13 protein-coding genes are annotated in these 14638 nt (G+C 63.0%); 7 read left to right on the forward strand and 6 right to left on the reverse strand.

Features of this window, described 5'->3' with window-relative positions; all coding sequences use genetic code 11:
• Positions 1-5: 5 nt before the first annotated feature.
• Positions 6-566 (reverse strand): hypothetical protein, encoded by a 561-nt coding sequence (locus E3U26_RS12570; protein ID WP_499105023.1) that lies wholly within the window; start codon positions 564-566, stop codon positions 6-8.
• A gap of 81 nt (positions 567-647) precedes the next feature.
• On the opposite strand from E3U26_RS12570, the gene E3U26_RS12575 reads away from it, so the two are divergent.
• Positions 648-1801 (forward strand): IS3-like element ISPfe1 family transposase gene (locus E3U26_RS12575; protein ID WP_114537220.1). Its coding sequence is split into 2 segments (ribosomal slippage): positions 648-894 and positions 894-1801, totalling 1155 coding nucleotides; the frame shifts between segments, so codons are not numbered across the junction.
• A 175-nt stretch (positions 1802-1976) separates the two neighbouring features.
• Here the strand turns inward: E3U26_RS12575 and E3U26_RS12580 are convergent.
• Together E3U26_RS12580 and E3U26_RS12585 are read right to left on the reverse strand one after the other, a co-directional pair.
• The gene (locus tag E3U26_RS12580) at positions 1977-3503 is read right to left on the reverse strand and encodes an aldehyde dehydrogenase (NADP(+)) (RefSeq protein ID WP_499105025.1); all 1527 of its coding nucleotides are present in this window, start codon (positions 3501-3503) and stop codon (positions 1977-1979) included.
• A gap of 86 nt (positions 3504-3589) precedes the next feature.
• Positions 3590-4603, reverse strand: coding sequence for an ABC transporter substrate-binding protein (locus tag E3U26_RS12585; RefSeq protein WP_499105026.1), 1014 nt, complete (start codon positions 4601-4603; stop codon positions 3590-3592).
• 27 nt (positions 4604-4630) lie between these two features.
• On the opposite strand from E3U26_RS12585, the gene E3U26_RS12590 reads away from it, so the two are divergent.
• From E3U26_RS12590 to E3U26_RS12610, 5 genes are all read left to right on the forward strand, one after another.
• Entirely contained in the window at positions 4631-4876 is a 246-nt protein-coding gene (locus E3U26_RS12590) for a hypothetical protein (protein ID WP_147304537.1), read from the forward strand.
• Between the two features lie 140 nt (positions 4877-5016).
• Positions 5017-6048, forward strand: a complete 1032-nt coding sequence (locus tag E3U26_RS12595) for a Bug family tripartite tricarboxylate transporter substrate binding protein (RefSeq protein WP_499105028.1) — start codon at positions 5017-5019, stop codon at positions 6046-6048.
• Positions 6049-6158: 110 nt separating this feature from the next.
• Positions 6159-7061, forward strand: coding sequence for an amidohydrolase family protein (locus E3U26_RS12600; protein WP_499105030.1), 903 nt, complete (start codon positions 6159-6161; stop codon positions 7059-7061).
• 36 nt (positions 7062-7097) lie between these two features.
• Complete coding sequence (locus E3U26_RS12605) at positions 7098-9128, forward strand: tripartite tricarboxylate transporter permease (protein WP_499105032.1); 2031 nt, start codon at positions 7098-7100, stop codon at positions 9126-9128.
• A 163-nt stretch (positions 9129-9291) separates the two neighbouring features.
• Positions 9292-9822 carry a carboxymuconolactone decarboxylase family protein gene (locus E3U26_RS12610; protein ID WP_499105034.1) on the forward strand — a complete coding sequence of 177 codons (531 nt, stop codon included), beginning with the start codon at positions 9292-9294 and terminating at the stop codon, positions 9820-9822.
• Between the two features lie 18 nt (positions 9823-9840).
• On the opposite strand, the gene E3U26_RS12615 is transcribed toward E3U26_RS12610, so the two are convergent.
• The gene (locus E3U26_RS12615) at positions 9841-11076 is read right to left on the reverse strand and encodes an MFS transporter (RefSeq protein WP_499105036.1); all 1236 of its coding nucleotides are present in this window, start codon (positions 11074-11076) and stop codon (positions 9841-9843) included.
• A gap of 248 nt (positions 11077-11324) precedes the next feature.
• Here E3U26_RS12615 and E3U26_RS12620 point away from each other — a divergent pair, with 248 nt between their 5' ends.
• Positions 11325-12590: a LysR family transcriptional regulator gene (locus E3U26_RS12620; RefSeq protein ID WP_499105037.1), complete on the forward strand. Its 1266-nt coding sequence runs from the start codon at positions 11325-11327 to the stop codon at positions 12588-12590.
• A 51-nt stretch (positions 12591-12641) separates the two neighbouring features.
• Here the strand turns inward: E3U26_RS12620 and E3U26_RS12625 are convergent, their stop codons facing one another.
• Together E3U26_RS12625 and E3U26_RS12630 are read right to left on the reverse strand one after the other, a co-directional pair.
• Positions 12642-13493, reverse strand: coding sequence for an HpcH/HpaI aldolase family protein (locus E3U26_RS12625; RefSeq protein ID WP_499105038.1), 852 nt, complete (start codon positions 13491-13493; stop codon positions 12642-12644).
• Positions 13494-13519: 26 nt separating this feature from the next.
• Positions 13520-14494, reverse strand: a complete 975-nt coding sequence (locus tag E3U26_RS12630) for an ABC transporter substrate-binding protein (RefSeq protein ID WP_116222513.1) — start codon at positions 14492-14494, stop codon at positions 13520-13522.
• Positions 14495-14638: the final 144 nt, after the last annotated feature.

The following is a 14638-nucleotide window of genomic DNA, read 5'->3' on the forward strand; positions in this document are numbered from 1 at the left end:
GCATCTTACACCGTATAGCTGGAGAACGCTGGCAAGACGTGGTCATTCCAGACTTCGGCACCAGTCAGCTTATTTCCATTGCCGTTTATTTCCTCAAGCTTGACATCGCTAATCCGCACCCCTGCTGGCACATAGCGAAGTGCCAGATCACCGAAGCGGACTTCTCGGCTTGGAAAGTCGCGACTGAACACCTTTAGTTGCGGCACGAGGCGATGATGGATCTGGTTGTCGAGCCGACCTTCATTTTGCGCGTAATGCGCTCGCAATTGCGCAGAGACCACATCCTCCACTTTTGGTGTGACCAACGGCGCGTCCTCGATCGTGACTATCGGCGGCAAGAATGCGTTCATCGGGTCGCCGGCGGGATTCTGCAGTCTTATCGTGCCGTCCACAATTACGAAGGGTGGCGCCACCACCCAAGCATGACCGAGTTCGGCACCGAGGAAATCGGGGATGTCACACATTGATTGACCCCGCCACAACTCCTCACGCGCAACCTCCGCGATCATCGAACCTTTGAGGCCAAAGCTCCAGACTCCCAACCTATCGAGGATACGTTGCATCATCGACGAGACATGTTGACCTGCCCCCCGGAAGTTCCCTCGCTGTGATGTAGAGTCTGCCCAACCTGAGAAGGAGCAGACGACATGAGGAAAAGCCGGTTCACCGAGGCGCAGATTATCGGGATGATCAAGGAGCAGGAGGCGGGTTTGCCGACTTCCGAGCTTTGCCGGAAGCACGGGTTGAGCCCCGCGACGTTCTACAAGCTCAAGGCGAAGTATGGCGGGATGGACCTGTCGGACGCCAAGCGGCTGAAGCAGCTCGAGGACGAGAACGCGAAGCTGAAGCGCCTTCTGGCCGATGCCATGCTGGACAACGTGGTTCTGAAGGATCTCTTGGGAAAGCCCTGACGACACCGGTGCAACGGCGGGACGCGGTGCTGCGGGCGATGAAGGATCATCCGATCTCTCAGCGTCGGGCCTGTGTCCTGATCGGTGTCGATCCGAAGACGGTGCGGCGTGACAGGCCACCCGACAACCCGGAAATCCGTGAGGAGATGCACAAGATTGCCGAGAAGCGCCGGCGGTTCGGCTACCGGCGCGTGGGCATCCTGCTGGAGCGCAAGGGCATGATCATGAACGAGAAGAAGCTCTATCGCATCTACCGGGAAGAGGGCCTGTCGGTGCGCCGCAGGCGTGGCCGCAAGAGGGCACGAGGTAGCCGGACGCCAATACCAGCGCCGTTGAGGCCAAACCAGCGGTGGTCGTTAGACTTCCTGTCCGACACGTTCGGGGCCTGCCGCAAGTTCCGCATTCTGGCTGTGAACGACGATTGCTGCCGCGAGAACCTGGCGTTGATCGCTGACACGAGCATCTCTGGGGCTCGGGTGGCACGGGAACTGGATGCGCTGGTCAGGATTTACGGCAAGCCCGCTTGCATCGTCAGCGACAACGGAACCGAGTTCACCAGCAAGGCCATCCTGAAATGGGCCAACGCGAACGGCGTCGAATGGCACTACATCGACCCGGGCAAGCCGCAGCAGAATGGCTACATCGAAAGCTTCAACGGCAGCCTGCGCGACGAATGCCTGAACGAGGAAATCTTCGACAGCCTGGCTGATGCCCGCCGCAAACTGGCCCTCTGGCGCTACGACTACAACAACGTCAGGCCCCATTCCTCGCTGGGCAACAAGACCCCGTCCGACGCGCGCCGAGCGCTTGAGCAATCTGAGGGCTCCGCGCCCGGCGCGCTTGCCACACCCGAAACCAACCAATATCAACCCCAAGGACTCTCGTTATGAACGAGGGACGACCGGGGGGCAGGTCACCCGGAAAAATCGCACTCGCCGGGCATGGCCCGGCTCGCAAGACAAGGCGAAGCCTGGGGCCGAAACCAGCGGACCCCGTTCCAACATCATCACCCTGAGGGACAGCCACCTTCATGGCCACCAGAGGAGCGCTGGCCCATTACGGCATCTAGGGCAGATCCTCGGGCAGCAATGCCTCTGGGAAGCCTTGGTAGCAGACGGGTCTGAGGAACCTTCGGATGGCCATGGTGCCGACCGAGGTGGCGCCGAAATTGGTGCTGGCGGGATAGGGGCCGCCGTGGACCATCGCGTCGCAGACCTCGACCCCCGTCGGAAAGCCGTTCACCAGCACCCGGCCCGCCTTGCGCTCCAGCACTGGCAAAAGCCCGCGCGCAGCCGCCAGGTCGGCATCCTCCATGTGGATGGTCGCGGTCAGCTGCCCCTCGAAGCCGCGCGCCAGATGCAGCATCTCGTCCATGTCGCGCACCCGCACGACCAGGCCCAGCGGGCCGAACACCTCCTCGCCAAGCGCCTGGTCCTGCAGCCAGGCCGCGGCCGTGGTCTCGTAGAGGTTCGGGCTCACCGTTCGGCCGTCGCTTTCGGTGGCTAGCAGCGGCTTCACCGCATTGCGCGCCTCGAAACGCGCCTTGCCGTCGCGATAGGCGCGGGCGATGCCCTCGGTCAGCATCACCTGCGGGCCGACCTGCGCCAAGGCCGCCCTGGCGGCTTCGGCGAAGCGGTCGGCATCCGCGCCGTCCAGGACCACCGCGATGCCCGGATTGGTGCAGAACTGCCCGGCCCCCATGCTCAGCGACCCGGCCCAGCCCTGCCCCAGCGACTCGGCCCGGGCGCGCATGGCCTCGGGCAGAAGAAACATCGGGTTGACCGAGCCCAGCTCGCCGAAGAACGGGATCGGCTCGGGGCGCGCGGCGCAGAGGTCGAAGAGCGCCCGGCCCCCGGCCAGGCTGCCGGTAAAGCCCACCGCCTTGACCAGCGGATGCTGGACCAGCGCCTCGCCCACCTTGCGGTCGCCGCCCTGCACCAGGCTGAAGACCCCCGGATGCGTGCCGGTCTTCGCGATGGCGGCATGGATCGCCTCGGCGACGATCTCGCCGGTGCCGGGATGGGCGGAGTGCCCCTTGACCACCACCGGGCAGCCTGCGGCCAGCGCCGCGGCCGTGTCGCCGCCCGCCGTGGAAAAGGCCAGCGGGAAGTTCGAGGCGCCGAACACCGCCACCGGCCCGATGGGCCGCTGCACCATGCGGAGATCGGGGCGCGGCAAAGGCTGGCGGTCCGGCAGCGCCGGGTCGTGGCGGCGGTCGAGATGCTCGCCCTTGCGGATATGCGCGGCAAAGAGCCGAAGCTGGCCCACGGTGCGGCCGCGCTCGCCCTGCAGCCGCGCCTCGGGCAGGCCGGTTTCCTGGGTGCCGATCGCGGTGATCGCCTCGGCGCGGGCCTCGATCTCGTCGGCGATGGCCTCCAGCAGCGCCGCCCGTTCCTCGCGCGGGGCATGTCCGAAGGACCAGAACGCCGCCTCGGCCGCCTCGCAGGCCCGGTTCACCAGCGCGACCGTGCCGACCGAGAACGCGTGCGAGGGGCCATGCGCCGGCTCGCTGGTGAATCGCTGCTCGCTGGCGATCCACTCGCCACCGATCAGGTGCTTGCCGTGGGGGGTAAAACTATCTTGCTTCGTCATCGATCCTAGACCTAAGGGCGCTGATTTCAGAAAATGATCGTTCGCCACGCCGGGACAATGGATCCCGATATCCTGCGATGGCGCACTCACTCAGCGGAAAGTATTTTGAAGGCTTCATTCGCAGGCCGCATGTCGGCAACATCGCGATACGGCAAGACTTGTGACATTGCGCCGAGGCCAACGAACATGCGTTGCTGATATGTGATCTCCTCTTCGGAGATTGAAAGATTTCGGGAATAGGGACGCTGTTCCTGATTGAACTCCCAAACCGCGTTTGCCGATAGGATATCGAATTTCTTCTGCGCGCTCCTTCGCGCGGAGAGGAATGCCTCGCGGGCCTCTGGCTTCATCAAATAGCCATAAAGGGCGCCATAGGCAGCCATGACAGGAACCAGCCCGTCCCGCTTGTCCCTTAGGGCTGCCTCCGACGCGTAGGCGGTTTGAAAGACATACTTCGGCAGCGCTTCCCACATCTTGCCATCGGACAGGACGATAAGCCCATCGCGGTCGTTCAGGTGCGATATGCTGGAGCAGCAGGCGTCCGCCTTGCCTTCGACGACCGCATGATAGGCTTGGTCGTTGCTGCCTGCATCGAGGAAAGTCACGCGGGACGCGTCGAGACCCTTCTCGCGAAAGAGTTGCAGCATGAGTGCATGCAAGAGGCCAAGCTTCGGCCCTACCGCCACCGTTTTCCCTTCCAGCTCCGCCAAGCCGTTGACCCGGTCCGGCCTTGCAAACACGGCGAGAGCGGTCTTGCGCATGCCCGAGCCGGTAATCCTGACAGGCGCGCCTTGCGAAATCCGCGGAAGAGCCATGTTATAGCCGGAAACCATGCAAACATCAGCGGTCCCGCTAACGATCGCATTGAAGGGGCCGGCCGGACCCTCGGCCAGAACCATCGTTGTTTCCGCCCCATATCTCTTGAGAAAACCCTGCTCTTCCATCAGTCGATTCAATGTTGCATTTTCGAGTCCGGGATTGCTGACGATGGTAATCCGGGTTGCGGCAGCCCGCGCGATATGTGGCGCGGCAAGGCCGCTTGCGGCGAGGGTGAGACCGAATATCCCGGCACTTCCGAGAAAACTGCGGCGGTCCATCATTGATTTCCTCCCTATCCGGTGGCGGCCATGGCGGTCTCGCACAGCGTCGCCGCCGGGCGCCAATCCAAAACCACGCTGCGGGCATCGGAAATCGGACCAGAAACGCTTGCCCACAAGCCAGACGTCCGGCAAGAACAGGGGGCAGGTCATATAAATATATTTGAAATTCAATTACTTGAAAGGCACCCCTTTGGGTGGCTGCAATATCGGATCTCGGCCGAGGATATTGATTTTCGATGCGGCGCTATTCTCGCTGCAACCGAAGAAGGCTAGGGTTACGGCATATCCACATATGCGTCCCGGCGCCCAGGGGTGTCTCGGTGAAGGGGGACGCAGCCGCAAGAGGAAGCGGGCGGCCCTGCAGCCAAGGAGCACTGCATCGGGATCGCGCAAAGTTCAAGGGAGGACATGGAATGAAGATCATGCGCGGGATAATGTTGTCGGGACTTGCCGTCGTCACGGCTTCGGCGGTCGCGGCACCGGCCTATCCGCAGACCGCGGAGGAGTTCTACAAGGGCAAGACGCTGACCATTCTCGTCAGCGCGCAATCGGGGAGCCTGACGGACTTCATCGCCCGCCAGTTTGCACAGGCCTATGTGAAACATATCCCGGGCCAGCCTGAGGCAGTCGTGATGAACGTTGTCGGGGCAGGGGGAATGGTGGCGGCGGCCTCGTTGCAGTCCAAGCAGCCAAAGGATGGCACGGTCATCGGCTTTCTGCAGCGCAACAACCTCTATGTGCCACTGGTGGATCCGTCGCAGAATGCATTCGACCCGCGCAAGGTGGCCTGGATCGGCAGCGTAGACAAGACTTATTACAGCCTCGTCGCGATGACGCGTTCGGGCGTCACCACGGCCGACGATCTGTTCCAGAAGGAACTGGTGATCGGGGCCACGGGCTTTTCCAACGAGAACCGGACGCTGCCGGCCGTCTTGAACCGGTATCTGGGGACCAAGTTGACCGTCGTTCCCGGTTATACCGACCGGGGCGAGGTCTATCTTGCGATGGAGCGCGGCGAGGTCGATGGCTGGGCTTCGACGCTTGACGGGTTGACCTACGGAGAGCCCAAGCGAATGCTCGAGGAGGATTCGATGAAGGTGCTCTTGAACCTTGGCTGGGACAGCCCGGAGGAGTTCCAGGACATCCCGAACCTCAGCCAATACGTGAAGGATCCTGAGGCGAAGTCGATCCTTGACTTCTTCATCCTGCCCTTCCAGGCGGGCAGGCCGCTGGCCGCGCCGAAGGAGGTGCCGCAGGATCGGATCGACGCCCTCCGCAAGGCCTTCGACGAAACCGTGCAGGATCCCGAGTTCATAAAGGCGATGACCGATCAGAACTATGCGGTCGATCCCATTTCGGGTGACGAGGTGGCCAAGATCGTCGCAACGCTGTTCGCAACGCCCGAGACGGAGCTCGAGGCCGTACGCAAGATCCTGAAACCCTGAATCTGACGAAAGCTGGCGCGGGCATGGTTCTGAACGCCCCGGCATACCAAGGCCGTCTGCGGGCGCCTGATGCGTCGCGCCATCCGTCCTGTTTCCAAGGTAAGACCGACATGACCTATGAAATCATCGACATTCATCCGCACATCATCTCGACTGATGCCGGGAAATACCCCATCGCGCCGCAGGCCGGACATCGTTCGAAATGGTCGGCCTCGCGCCCGGCCGATTTTGATCAGTTGATAGCGGCGATGGACGAGGCAGGAATCGCCAAGGCCGCCATCGTTCATTCCTCTACCACCTACGGGCATGACAATTCCTATGTCGCGGATTCGGTGGCCTCGCAGCCGGATCGCTTCACCGGGGTCTTCTCCTTCGACCTGCTGGCTCGGGACGCGCTGGCGACTTTCGATTATTGGCTGGGTCGGGGGATGGGCGGCATCAGGCTTTTCACCGGGGGCGCGACCCATCAGACCGACGGCAGCTGGCTCGTCGACCCGGAGACCTTTCCGGTCTGGGAACGGTGTGCCGAGAACGATCTGACCATGGTGATCCAGACGACACCCGCGGGGTTGGGGATGGTTGCGGACCTCGCCTGCCGCTTTCCGTCGGTCCGCATCGCTCTCGATCATTGCGCCCGCCCGGTTCTTGCGGGCGGCCCGCCCTATGACGCCTGTGCCGAACTGTTCGAGCTTGCGCGTTTCGAGAATGTCTATCTGAAGATCACGCCGAAGACCTTCGATCTGGCGCAGGCTGCCCCCGGTGGGGCCGAGGCATTCTTCCCGCATCTGGTCGCGGTCTTCGGTGCGGACCACCTTGCCTTCGGCTCGAACTACCCGGCCTCTGCCGGTTCGCTGACTGAATTGATCGCTCAGGGCAATAAATGTTTCGAAAGCCTCGGAAATGAGGACAGGGCGTGGATCTGGGCGCGCACGGCAAAGGTTCTCTATCCTATGCTGGCCAACCAAGGCGCAGCGCGGCCCGGCGTTTCCGAAGACCGGAGGGCGGCGCAATGACAGGCGGTGATCGGGCCGTGAAGGCAGGACTGTAGCATGGAATTTCTTCATGACTCCGTGATTCTCTCCGCCGCGGGCGATGCGCTCGGCCTCATTCTGCAGCCAGAGCGCATTATGTTCCTGTGGCTTGGCGTGATCGTGGGACTGGCGATCGGGCTGCTGCCCGGCGTGGGCGGGCTGACGGGCTTTGCGATCCTGGTGCCCTTTACCTACACGATGGACCCTTATTCGGCGTTTGCCATGCTGCTGGGAATGGCAGCGGTCACGACAACCTCGGACACCATTCCCGCGGTGCTCTTCGGTGCGGCCGCGCAGGCGACAGTGCTTGACGGCCTGCCCATGACCAAACGCGGCGAGGCCGGGCGCGCGCTCAGTGCGAGCTACCTCGCCAACATGATGGGCGGCTTGATAGGCGCGATTATCCTGGCGGTTTCGCTGCCGGTGGTACGCCCCTTCGTGCTGTCCATAGCGACACCCGAACTGTTGGCGATGACCATTCTGGGGATCGCGATGGTGGCGACGCTCTCTGGAAAATCGCCGCTGAAGGGCTTGGTCGTCGCCTGTTTCGGCATTCTGATCGGGATGGTCGGCACCGATACGCAGACGGGTCAGATGCGCTGGACGGGCGGGCTGCTATATCTCCAGGACGGCCTGCCGATGCTGCCGATCCTGCTGGGCCTTTTTGCGTTGCCCGAGCTTTGCGATCTTGCCATTCAGCGGACCTCCATCGCCCAGGACATGAAGTTCAGTCCGCGTCAGGGCATGCTTCAAGGGATCAAGGATGTCGTGCGGAACTGGTTTCTCGTCCTGCGTTGCAGCAGCCTCGGCGCGGTCTTGGGCGCGATTCCCGGCATGACCGGCTCGGTCGTGGACTGGATCGCCTATGGCCATGCGCTCCAGACCGAAAAGGGCGCGAAAGAGAGTTTTACCAAGGGGGACGTACGGGGCGTCATCGCGCCAGAATCGGCGAACAACGCCCGCGACGGCGGCAGTCTCGTGCCGATGCTGGCTTTTGGCGTGCCCGGCGGCGCAGCGCAGGCGATCCTGCTCGGGGCGCTGATGGTACACGGTTTCACGCCAGGCCCTGACATGCTGACGAAGAATCTGGATCTGACCTATTCGATGGTGTGGTCCATTGCACTTGCCAACATCTTCGGGGCCGGCACCTGCTTCCTGCTCAGCGGGCAATTCGCCAAGATCTCGACCCTGCGCTACACATTGGTTTTGCCGGTCATCATGTCCATCGTCTATGTCGGCGCCTTCCAGGGCTCGCGGAGCTGGGGTGACATGTATGTGCTGCTGATCTTCGGCTTGATCGGATGGAGCATGAAGCGGCTGAGATGGCCTCGTCCGCCCCTGATCCTGGGGCTCGTTCTGGGCGCGTTGATCGAGCGTTACATGTCGATCTCGTTCATTCGCTACGGCATGGACTGGGCGCTGCGTCCGGGCGTCATGGTGCTTTTGGCTTGCGCGGCTCTCATCATGTTCAGCCCGGTACTGCGGCTGCTTCGCAAGGAGAACCGGGCGGGCGTCGTGCTTCGTCACCGTCCCTATCTGGGACTCGATGACCTCGCCTACGGTCTTTTCATCGCGATCGGCGTCTATGTGCTCGTCACCTCGCGGGACTGGCTCTTCAACGCCCGGATCGGGCCTGTGGTCGTCGCCTCGACGATGGTCGTCGCGGGCGGGCTGAGCCTGATCCACAAGACCTTTTTCAAGGAGGTCCGGGCGGCCGCAACGAACGGCGTTCACATGGATATCGGCGCGGACCCCGGGGAGGAGCTGCCCAGGCGGCTGGTGCTCGTCCGGGCGGTGCGGTTCTTCGGTTGGTTCGTGCTGTTTCTGTTGTCGATGGCGGTGATCGGTTTGCTTCCGACCGTGCCGCTGGTCATCATGGCCTTCATGCGGATCGAGGGACGGGAACCCTGGCGCCTCAGCGCGATGCTCGCGGCATCGGTGACACTGCTTCTCTATATCGTGTTCCACCGGATCATTCACGTGCCCTGGCCCACCAGTCTTGTGGGAGACTGGTTCCCGATCCTGCGGGAGGTGGTGCCCTCAATGTAGGCCCGCTCCAGAAAAAACTCGGGAAATGCCAATGGCGGGCTTACGGGCCCGCCATCATGTTTTGGTCCGGTTCAAACTTCTATCGCCTAGGCAACAAGGTCGATTGGCCGGAAGCCCTGGAAAGGCCGATCTTGCCGGCATCATGACCCATCAGGAGAGCGACATGACCCAAGACCGACTCGCGCGGATCAGCCCCGACCAGGCGAACGCTGCCCAGAAGCGTGTCATCGACAGGCTGGGTGCCGGCAGAGGCCGGATTCCCACACCTTTCAATATCTGGCTTCACAGTCCACGGCTTGCCGAAGGCATGGAGATCATCGGCACCCATATCGACGCCGACTCCACCCTGACCCAGGCCGAAAGCGAGATCGCGATCCTGTCCACGGCCGTCCACTGGAACGCACCCTATGTCATCGCGAACCACCAAAAGCACGCGCTGAAAGCTGGTCTCAGTGAGGAAGTGGTTGCCGCCATTCTCGACAGGCGGCGACCTGATGGACTGTCCGGACGGCTTGGTGTGGTCGCCGATGCCGTCTGGGACATCCTGAACGGGGGGATGGTCGGAGACGCTGCCTTTGTCTGCTACGATACGGAACTCGGTCGCGAACTCATCGCCGAGCTTCTTGTCACGATCGGCTATTTCACCTCGGTTTCGCTGGCAATGAGCCTGCATGCCCTCGCGCCCAAGGCTTGAGGGTAAGACCGCACACGGTCAGTCGGTTTCCTCGACCGTGCTTGCGGCGCCTCGGATCAGGGGGGCAAACAGAAGGAAGCAGAAGGTCAGCATTGCCGCCGCGATCAGCGTCGCGGCGGCAATGCCGATCCGGTCGGCGAAAAAGCCGATGACGAGCGCGCCGAGCGCCGGGCTTCCCCTAGCGATCAGCCCGTGCAGGCTGAGGATGCGACCATGCAGATCGGGGGGCGTCGTGATCTGCACGAAGGTTTGGGTCGAGATCAGCCCCCGGGTTGTCGCGGCGCCCAGAAGGGCGGCGGCGGCCACGGCGAGTCCCGGGATGGTCGCCCAGGTCATGAGGATCGCTGCCCCAGCGCCCAATCCCCACAGGACCATGACGTCATAGAGAAGCCGCACCGCCGATCGCGGCCGGATCGTCAGGCCCGAGACGATGGCGCCGCAGGCCGCCGACCCGGTGAGCAGCGCAAGCCCCATCGCGTTGCCGGGATAGGTGCGGACCGCGATCGCCGGCATGAGTTCGAGCATGGAGCGCACGATTATCCCGCCGAGCAGCATGACCAGCAGGATCAGCCACAGCGCCGGGGTGGCGACGACATGACGGAAGCCCTCGGCCATTTCGCGCAGGAACGGCTGCGGCGCCGAGAGCTTTTGCGGAGAGGCCAGCGACAGCCGGCCAAGGATCAGGACATAAAGCGCCGTCACGGCAGCGTTGACAGCGAAGACCCAGATGATGTCCAGCCGCACGATCATCATCCCGGCGAGGGCCGGCCCGATCAGGCGGGCCAGGTTCACGGTGACGGAATTCAGCGCGACTGCTGCACCAAGGTCCGCGCGCCCGACGATCTGCCTGACCATCGCCAGCCGCGCGGGCTGGATCGCCGCGGAGAGCGTGCCTTGCAGAGTCGTCAGGGCGATCACCTCGAGCAGTCCCAAACGGCCGATCGCGAACAGCAGCGCCATCAGCAGCGCCAGAAGTGCCGAGACAGCCTGGGCCCGGATGTTCTGACGCAGCCTGTCCCAGCGATCGGCCGCGACACCGGCAAATGGCCCGATCAGCATGACCGGAAGCAGGTCTCCCGCCGCAAGCACGCCCAGCCAGAAGGCCGACTGGGTCCAATCCCAGATCAGCCAGCCGCAGGCGATGCGCTGCATCCAGGTTCCGACCAGCGAAAGTCCGTTGCCGAGACAGAAGGAGCCGAACTGCGTGCCGGTCAGGACGCGCAGCGAGGTGGGGATCTGTCCTGTCCTGTTCATCACCATGTCGCAGAGCGGGAAAGTTATGGGATTGTCTTGGGGAATTTTGCCCGTATTGGGGCTAGGCACCATCCGCGAGCGCGGATTTCTTATGGGTTGGGTGCAGTTTCTATTGGTCCCCCTTCGGTCCAGCCGCTAGCCTTGTCAGCTGAGAGGAGGGCGCCCGCCGGACCGCGGATCCAGCACGGGCGCGCCGGCGCGTGTTTCTGCATCGCGGAATAACCGCATCGAAGACAAGGGAGGAAAACATGTTTCACCTCGCGGACGTTCCGAACCTGCGCCATCTGCGCATGGTCCAGGTCATCGGCAAGCTCGGTGGGGTAAGCTGCGCCTCACGCGAATTGAGCACCTCGCAGCCAGCCGTGACCCAGGCTGTGGCCAATATCGAGGCCGAGATCGGGCTGCCCATCTTCGAACGTTGCGCTACCGGCACCTATCCCACCACAATCGGGAAGCAATTCCTGCTTCGTATCGACCGCTTCTTCGACACGCTCGATACGGCGCTGGCACAGGTTCTCGGCCGGCCCGATGGTGCGGCGGACCGCATCCCGCCCCGGATAGAGCGGCTTATGACGGGAACCCAGCTCCGCGCGCTGATCGTGACCTGCGAACAGGGCCGCGTCAGTGAGATCGCCGATTCACTGGGCCTGTCGCCGGCCTCGCTTTTCCGCTCGGCGCGGAGCTTCGAGCGAGCGCTCGGCAAGCAGCTTTTCGACAGAACGGCGCAAGGTCCGATCCCGAACCGCACTGGAAACTACCTCGCCCGCGAATTCCGCCGCGCGGTGCGCGAATTGGAGCTGGCACGGGGCGAGGTGCTGTTGGCCGCCGGGACCGAGAGTCTCGAGTTGGTCATAGGCACGCTTCCCATGGCGGGATCGCATGATCTGGCCGAGGCGACGCGGCGGTTCATGTCCGCCTATCCCTCCACAAAGGTGCGGCTCGTCACCGGCGAATATCACAAGCTTCTCAATGACCTTTCAAACAGTCGGATCGACATGATTTTCGGCATGCTGCGCCGCCCCGAATGGGCCGACGATGTAAGCGAGGAAGTGCTTTTCACCGACAACTACTGCCTGGTTGCTCGTGTCGGACACGCGTTGACGCGGCTTGAGGACGTCACACCCTCGGATCTGGCTGGCTATGAATGGGTGGTCCCGCAGAAGGGCACGCCGCGGCGCAACCGGATCGAGGAGATCTTCGCAGATGAGCCGGTGCGGCCGAAATTTCATCTCGAAACTTCGTCCCTGACGATGATCCGTTCGCTGCTGCTGAGTTCAGAGACGGTTACCCTGATGACCCGGTCAGAGTTGCAGAACGATGTCGAGTTGGGCGTTCTCAAAGTTCTGCCCTGCAAGTTTCTTGACAATGTGTTGCTGAAGGGCGTGACGACGCGCAACGACTGGCTGCCGACCGCGGCGCATAACGCGTTTCTCGACTGCTTGCGCGAGGTGACAGGAAAGACCAGCCACGCGGGAAAGCCGGATTCGGGATCTGCCATCCGAATGGCATCCTGACGACGGCTTTATCGGAAGGCGAGGCCCGGAGCTTATGCTCCGGGCCTTTTTTCACATCAGCGATCTCGCCTTTTCCAGCGTGGCATAGCTGCGCGACGGACTGGTGAACAGAATGTCGTAGCCCTCGGCGATGATCTCGCCTGCATTGGCCAGGGTGACATGCGGATGGGCGACGCGCATTCCCGCGGCCTTGGCGGCGGCCAGGATGCTACGCTTGGCTTCGGCGACGACCGGGTGCTCGTACTGGCGCGGATAGCCCAGTTGCTGGCTCAGGTCGCCCTCGCCGATCATGATCGCGCCGATGCCGGGGACCGCAAGGATATCCTGCAGGTTCTCCATCGCCTCGACGCTTTCGATCATGACGATGACCATGATCTCGCCTTCGGGGACCAGGGGCCAGACATCTGCGCGCGCGTAATATTCCGGCACAGTCAGTCCCCAATAGCGCGAGGCCGTATTTGGCGCGTCGCCGCGCAGTCCTTCGGGCTCGTAGTTCGGTGCATCCTTGGGGCGGGCATATCGGCAGGCGGCGACCGCGTTGCGGGCCTGCTCGGCCGTCGCGATATGCGGGAACACGACACCGTAAACGCCCTGGTCCAGGACCTGCTTGGCCATCCAGGTGTTCATCTCGGCCCCGTTCGCGGGAATGCGGACAAAGGGGGTCACGCTGGGACGCAGGCTGGCGCCCTCGATCATGCGCCGCCGGTTCAGCATGAACTGCAGCGCGTCCCGCAGTTCGGAGGGTGAATAGGGCGTGTGCTCCATCTCGAAAAGCACGCCGTCGAGTTGTGACATCCCCAGCTGGATTGCTTCCTCGCGCTCGGCGCGGGCAAAGGCCATGGTCGGCTTGCGGCCCTCTTCCAGTGCCGCGATGATGCCGTTCAGACGTCCGGTCTTGTCCATATCTTTCTTATCTCTCTTTCGTGGGTTCAGAACGGCAGGAACATGTCTTCGGCCTTGTAGGGCCGGGGGATCAGGCCTTGCTGGTGGCCGTAGCGGATCAGCGCCTCGATCGAGGCTCGGTTTGCCTCCAGCCCATAGGGCAGCGGGTCGTCACCGACGATCTGCATCAGCTTGCGGTCCTTCTCGGCCTGCTTGCCCGTTGCGGTGCCGGCGCGAAGCGCCTCCAGATAGGGGGCCTTGGCTTCGACAAAGGCATCATAGAGCGAACGGGCAAGCCCGGGATTTGCCTGCAGCACCTCTTCCTTGATCGCCAGCGTGCCGTGGATCGGATAGACGCCGTTTCGGGCATAGACCTCGCGGTCAAGTTCTGCGGCATTGGGGAAAAGCTGACGCAGGTCGTCGGGCAGGGCAGGGCCGCTCTCGTTCCAGCCCGCGCCGGGCTTGCCGGCGCGCCCGATTCCGGCATCCCCGGTGCAGGCGGCATCCAGCTTGCCCTTGGCCATCATCGCGACCAGCGAGGAATCCTCGGCAACGTGGCGGACGTTCGCGGGCAGCTTCAGCGCCGCGACATGCTCCTCGTCGTCAACCCACCAGTTCACCTTGTCGATGTCGACGCCGTATTCGTTTTGCAGCAGGCCGCGTTTCCAGACGCCGGTGGTCACTGAATAGGCGCGGACGCCGAAATTCTTGCCCTCCAGGTCCTTCGGCGCCTCGATGCCTGCGCCTGGCCGCACGACCAAGCCCTCGTGATGAAAGCGGCGAACGAAGAAAACTGGCAAGGCGATGATGGGCACGCCATAGGCGCGCGCGATGATATAGGTCGTGGGGGCGATTTCGCAGGCATCGAAGGCAAGGTCGCGCACCATCCGGCGGAAGGCGGCGATATGGGGCTTCACCTCCTCGAATTCGAGCTTGGCGCCGGATACGGCGACCGTGCCGGATTTCAGCGCCTCGGTATAGGGATAGGTGCGCAAGGCCACCTTGAGGGTGGGCGTGGACATGCGGATTCCTCTCTGATCGGAAACTGTCATCCCCGTTGCATACGGGGCCGTCCTTCTTCTAATCCCGCGCCACGCCAATTGTTTAATAGGAGATCGCGCCTTTCCCATAGGATTGCCGCTGTAGTCTAAAGCCGACCGGTTTCA

This window comes from Paracoccus ferrooxidans, assembly GCF_029909815.1.
In the GTDB taxonomy this organism is placed as follows: Bacteria; Pseudomonadota; Alphaproteobacteria; order Rhodobacterales; family Rhodobacteraceae; genus Paracoccus; species Paracoccus versutus.

Coding starts and splice junctions, on each gene's coding strand:
- E3U26_RS12570 (WP_499105023.1), bottom strand. CDS start 566: ATGATGCAACGTATCCTCGATAGGTTGGGAGTCTGGAGCTTTGGCCTC.
- E3U26_RS12580 (WP_499105025.1), bottom strand. CDS start 3,503: ATGACGAAGCAAGATAGTTTTACCCCCCACGGCAAGCACCTGATCGGT.
- E3U26_RS12585 (WP_499105026.1), bottom strand. CDS start 4,603: ATGATGGACCGCCGCAGTTTTCTCGGAAGTGCCGGGATATTCGGTCTC.
- E3U26_RS12590 (WP_147304537.1), top strand. CDS start 4,631: ATGGCGGTCTCGCACAGCGTCGCCGCCGGGCGCCAATCCAAAACCACG.
- E3U26_RS12595 (WP_499105028.1), top strand. CDS start 5,017: ATGAAGATCATGCGCGGGATAATGTTGTCGGGACTTGCCGTCGTCACG.
- E3U26_RS12600 (WP_499105030.1), top strand. CDS start 6,159: ATGACCTATGAAATCATCGACATTCATCCGCACATCATCTCGACTGAT.
- E3U26_RS12605 (WP_499105032.1), top strand. CDS start 7,098: ATGGAATTTCTTCATGACTCCGTGATTCTCTCCGCCGCGGGCGATGCG.
- E3U26_RS12610 (WP_499105034.1), top strand. CDS start 9,292: ATGACCCAAGACCGACTCGCGCGGATCAGCCCCGACCAGGCGAACGCT.
- E3U26_RS12615 (WP_499105036.1), bottom strand. CDS start 11,076: ATGAACAGGACAGGACAGATCCCCACCTCGCTGCGCGTCCTGACCGGC.
- E3U26_RS12620 (WP_499105037.1), top strand. CDS start 11,325: ATGTTTCACCTCGCGGACGTTCCGAACCTGCGCCATCTGCGCATGGTC.
- E3U26_RS12625 (WP_499105038.1), bottom strand. CDS start 13,493: ATGGACAAGACCGGACGTCTGAACGGCATCATCGCGGCACTGGAAGAG.
- E3U26_RS12630 (WP_116222513.1), bottom strand. CDS start 14,494: ATGTCCACGCCCACCCTCAAGGTGGCCTTGCGCACCTATCCCTATACC.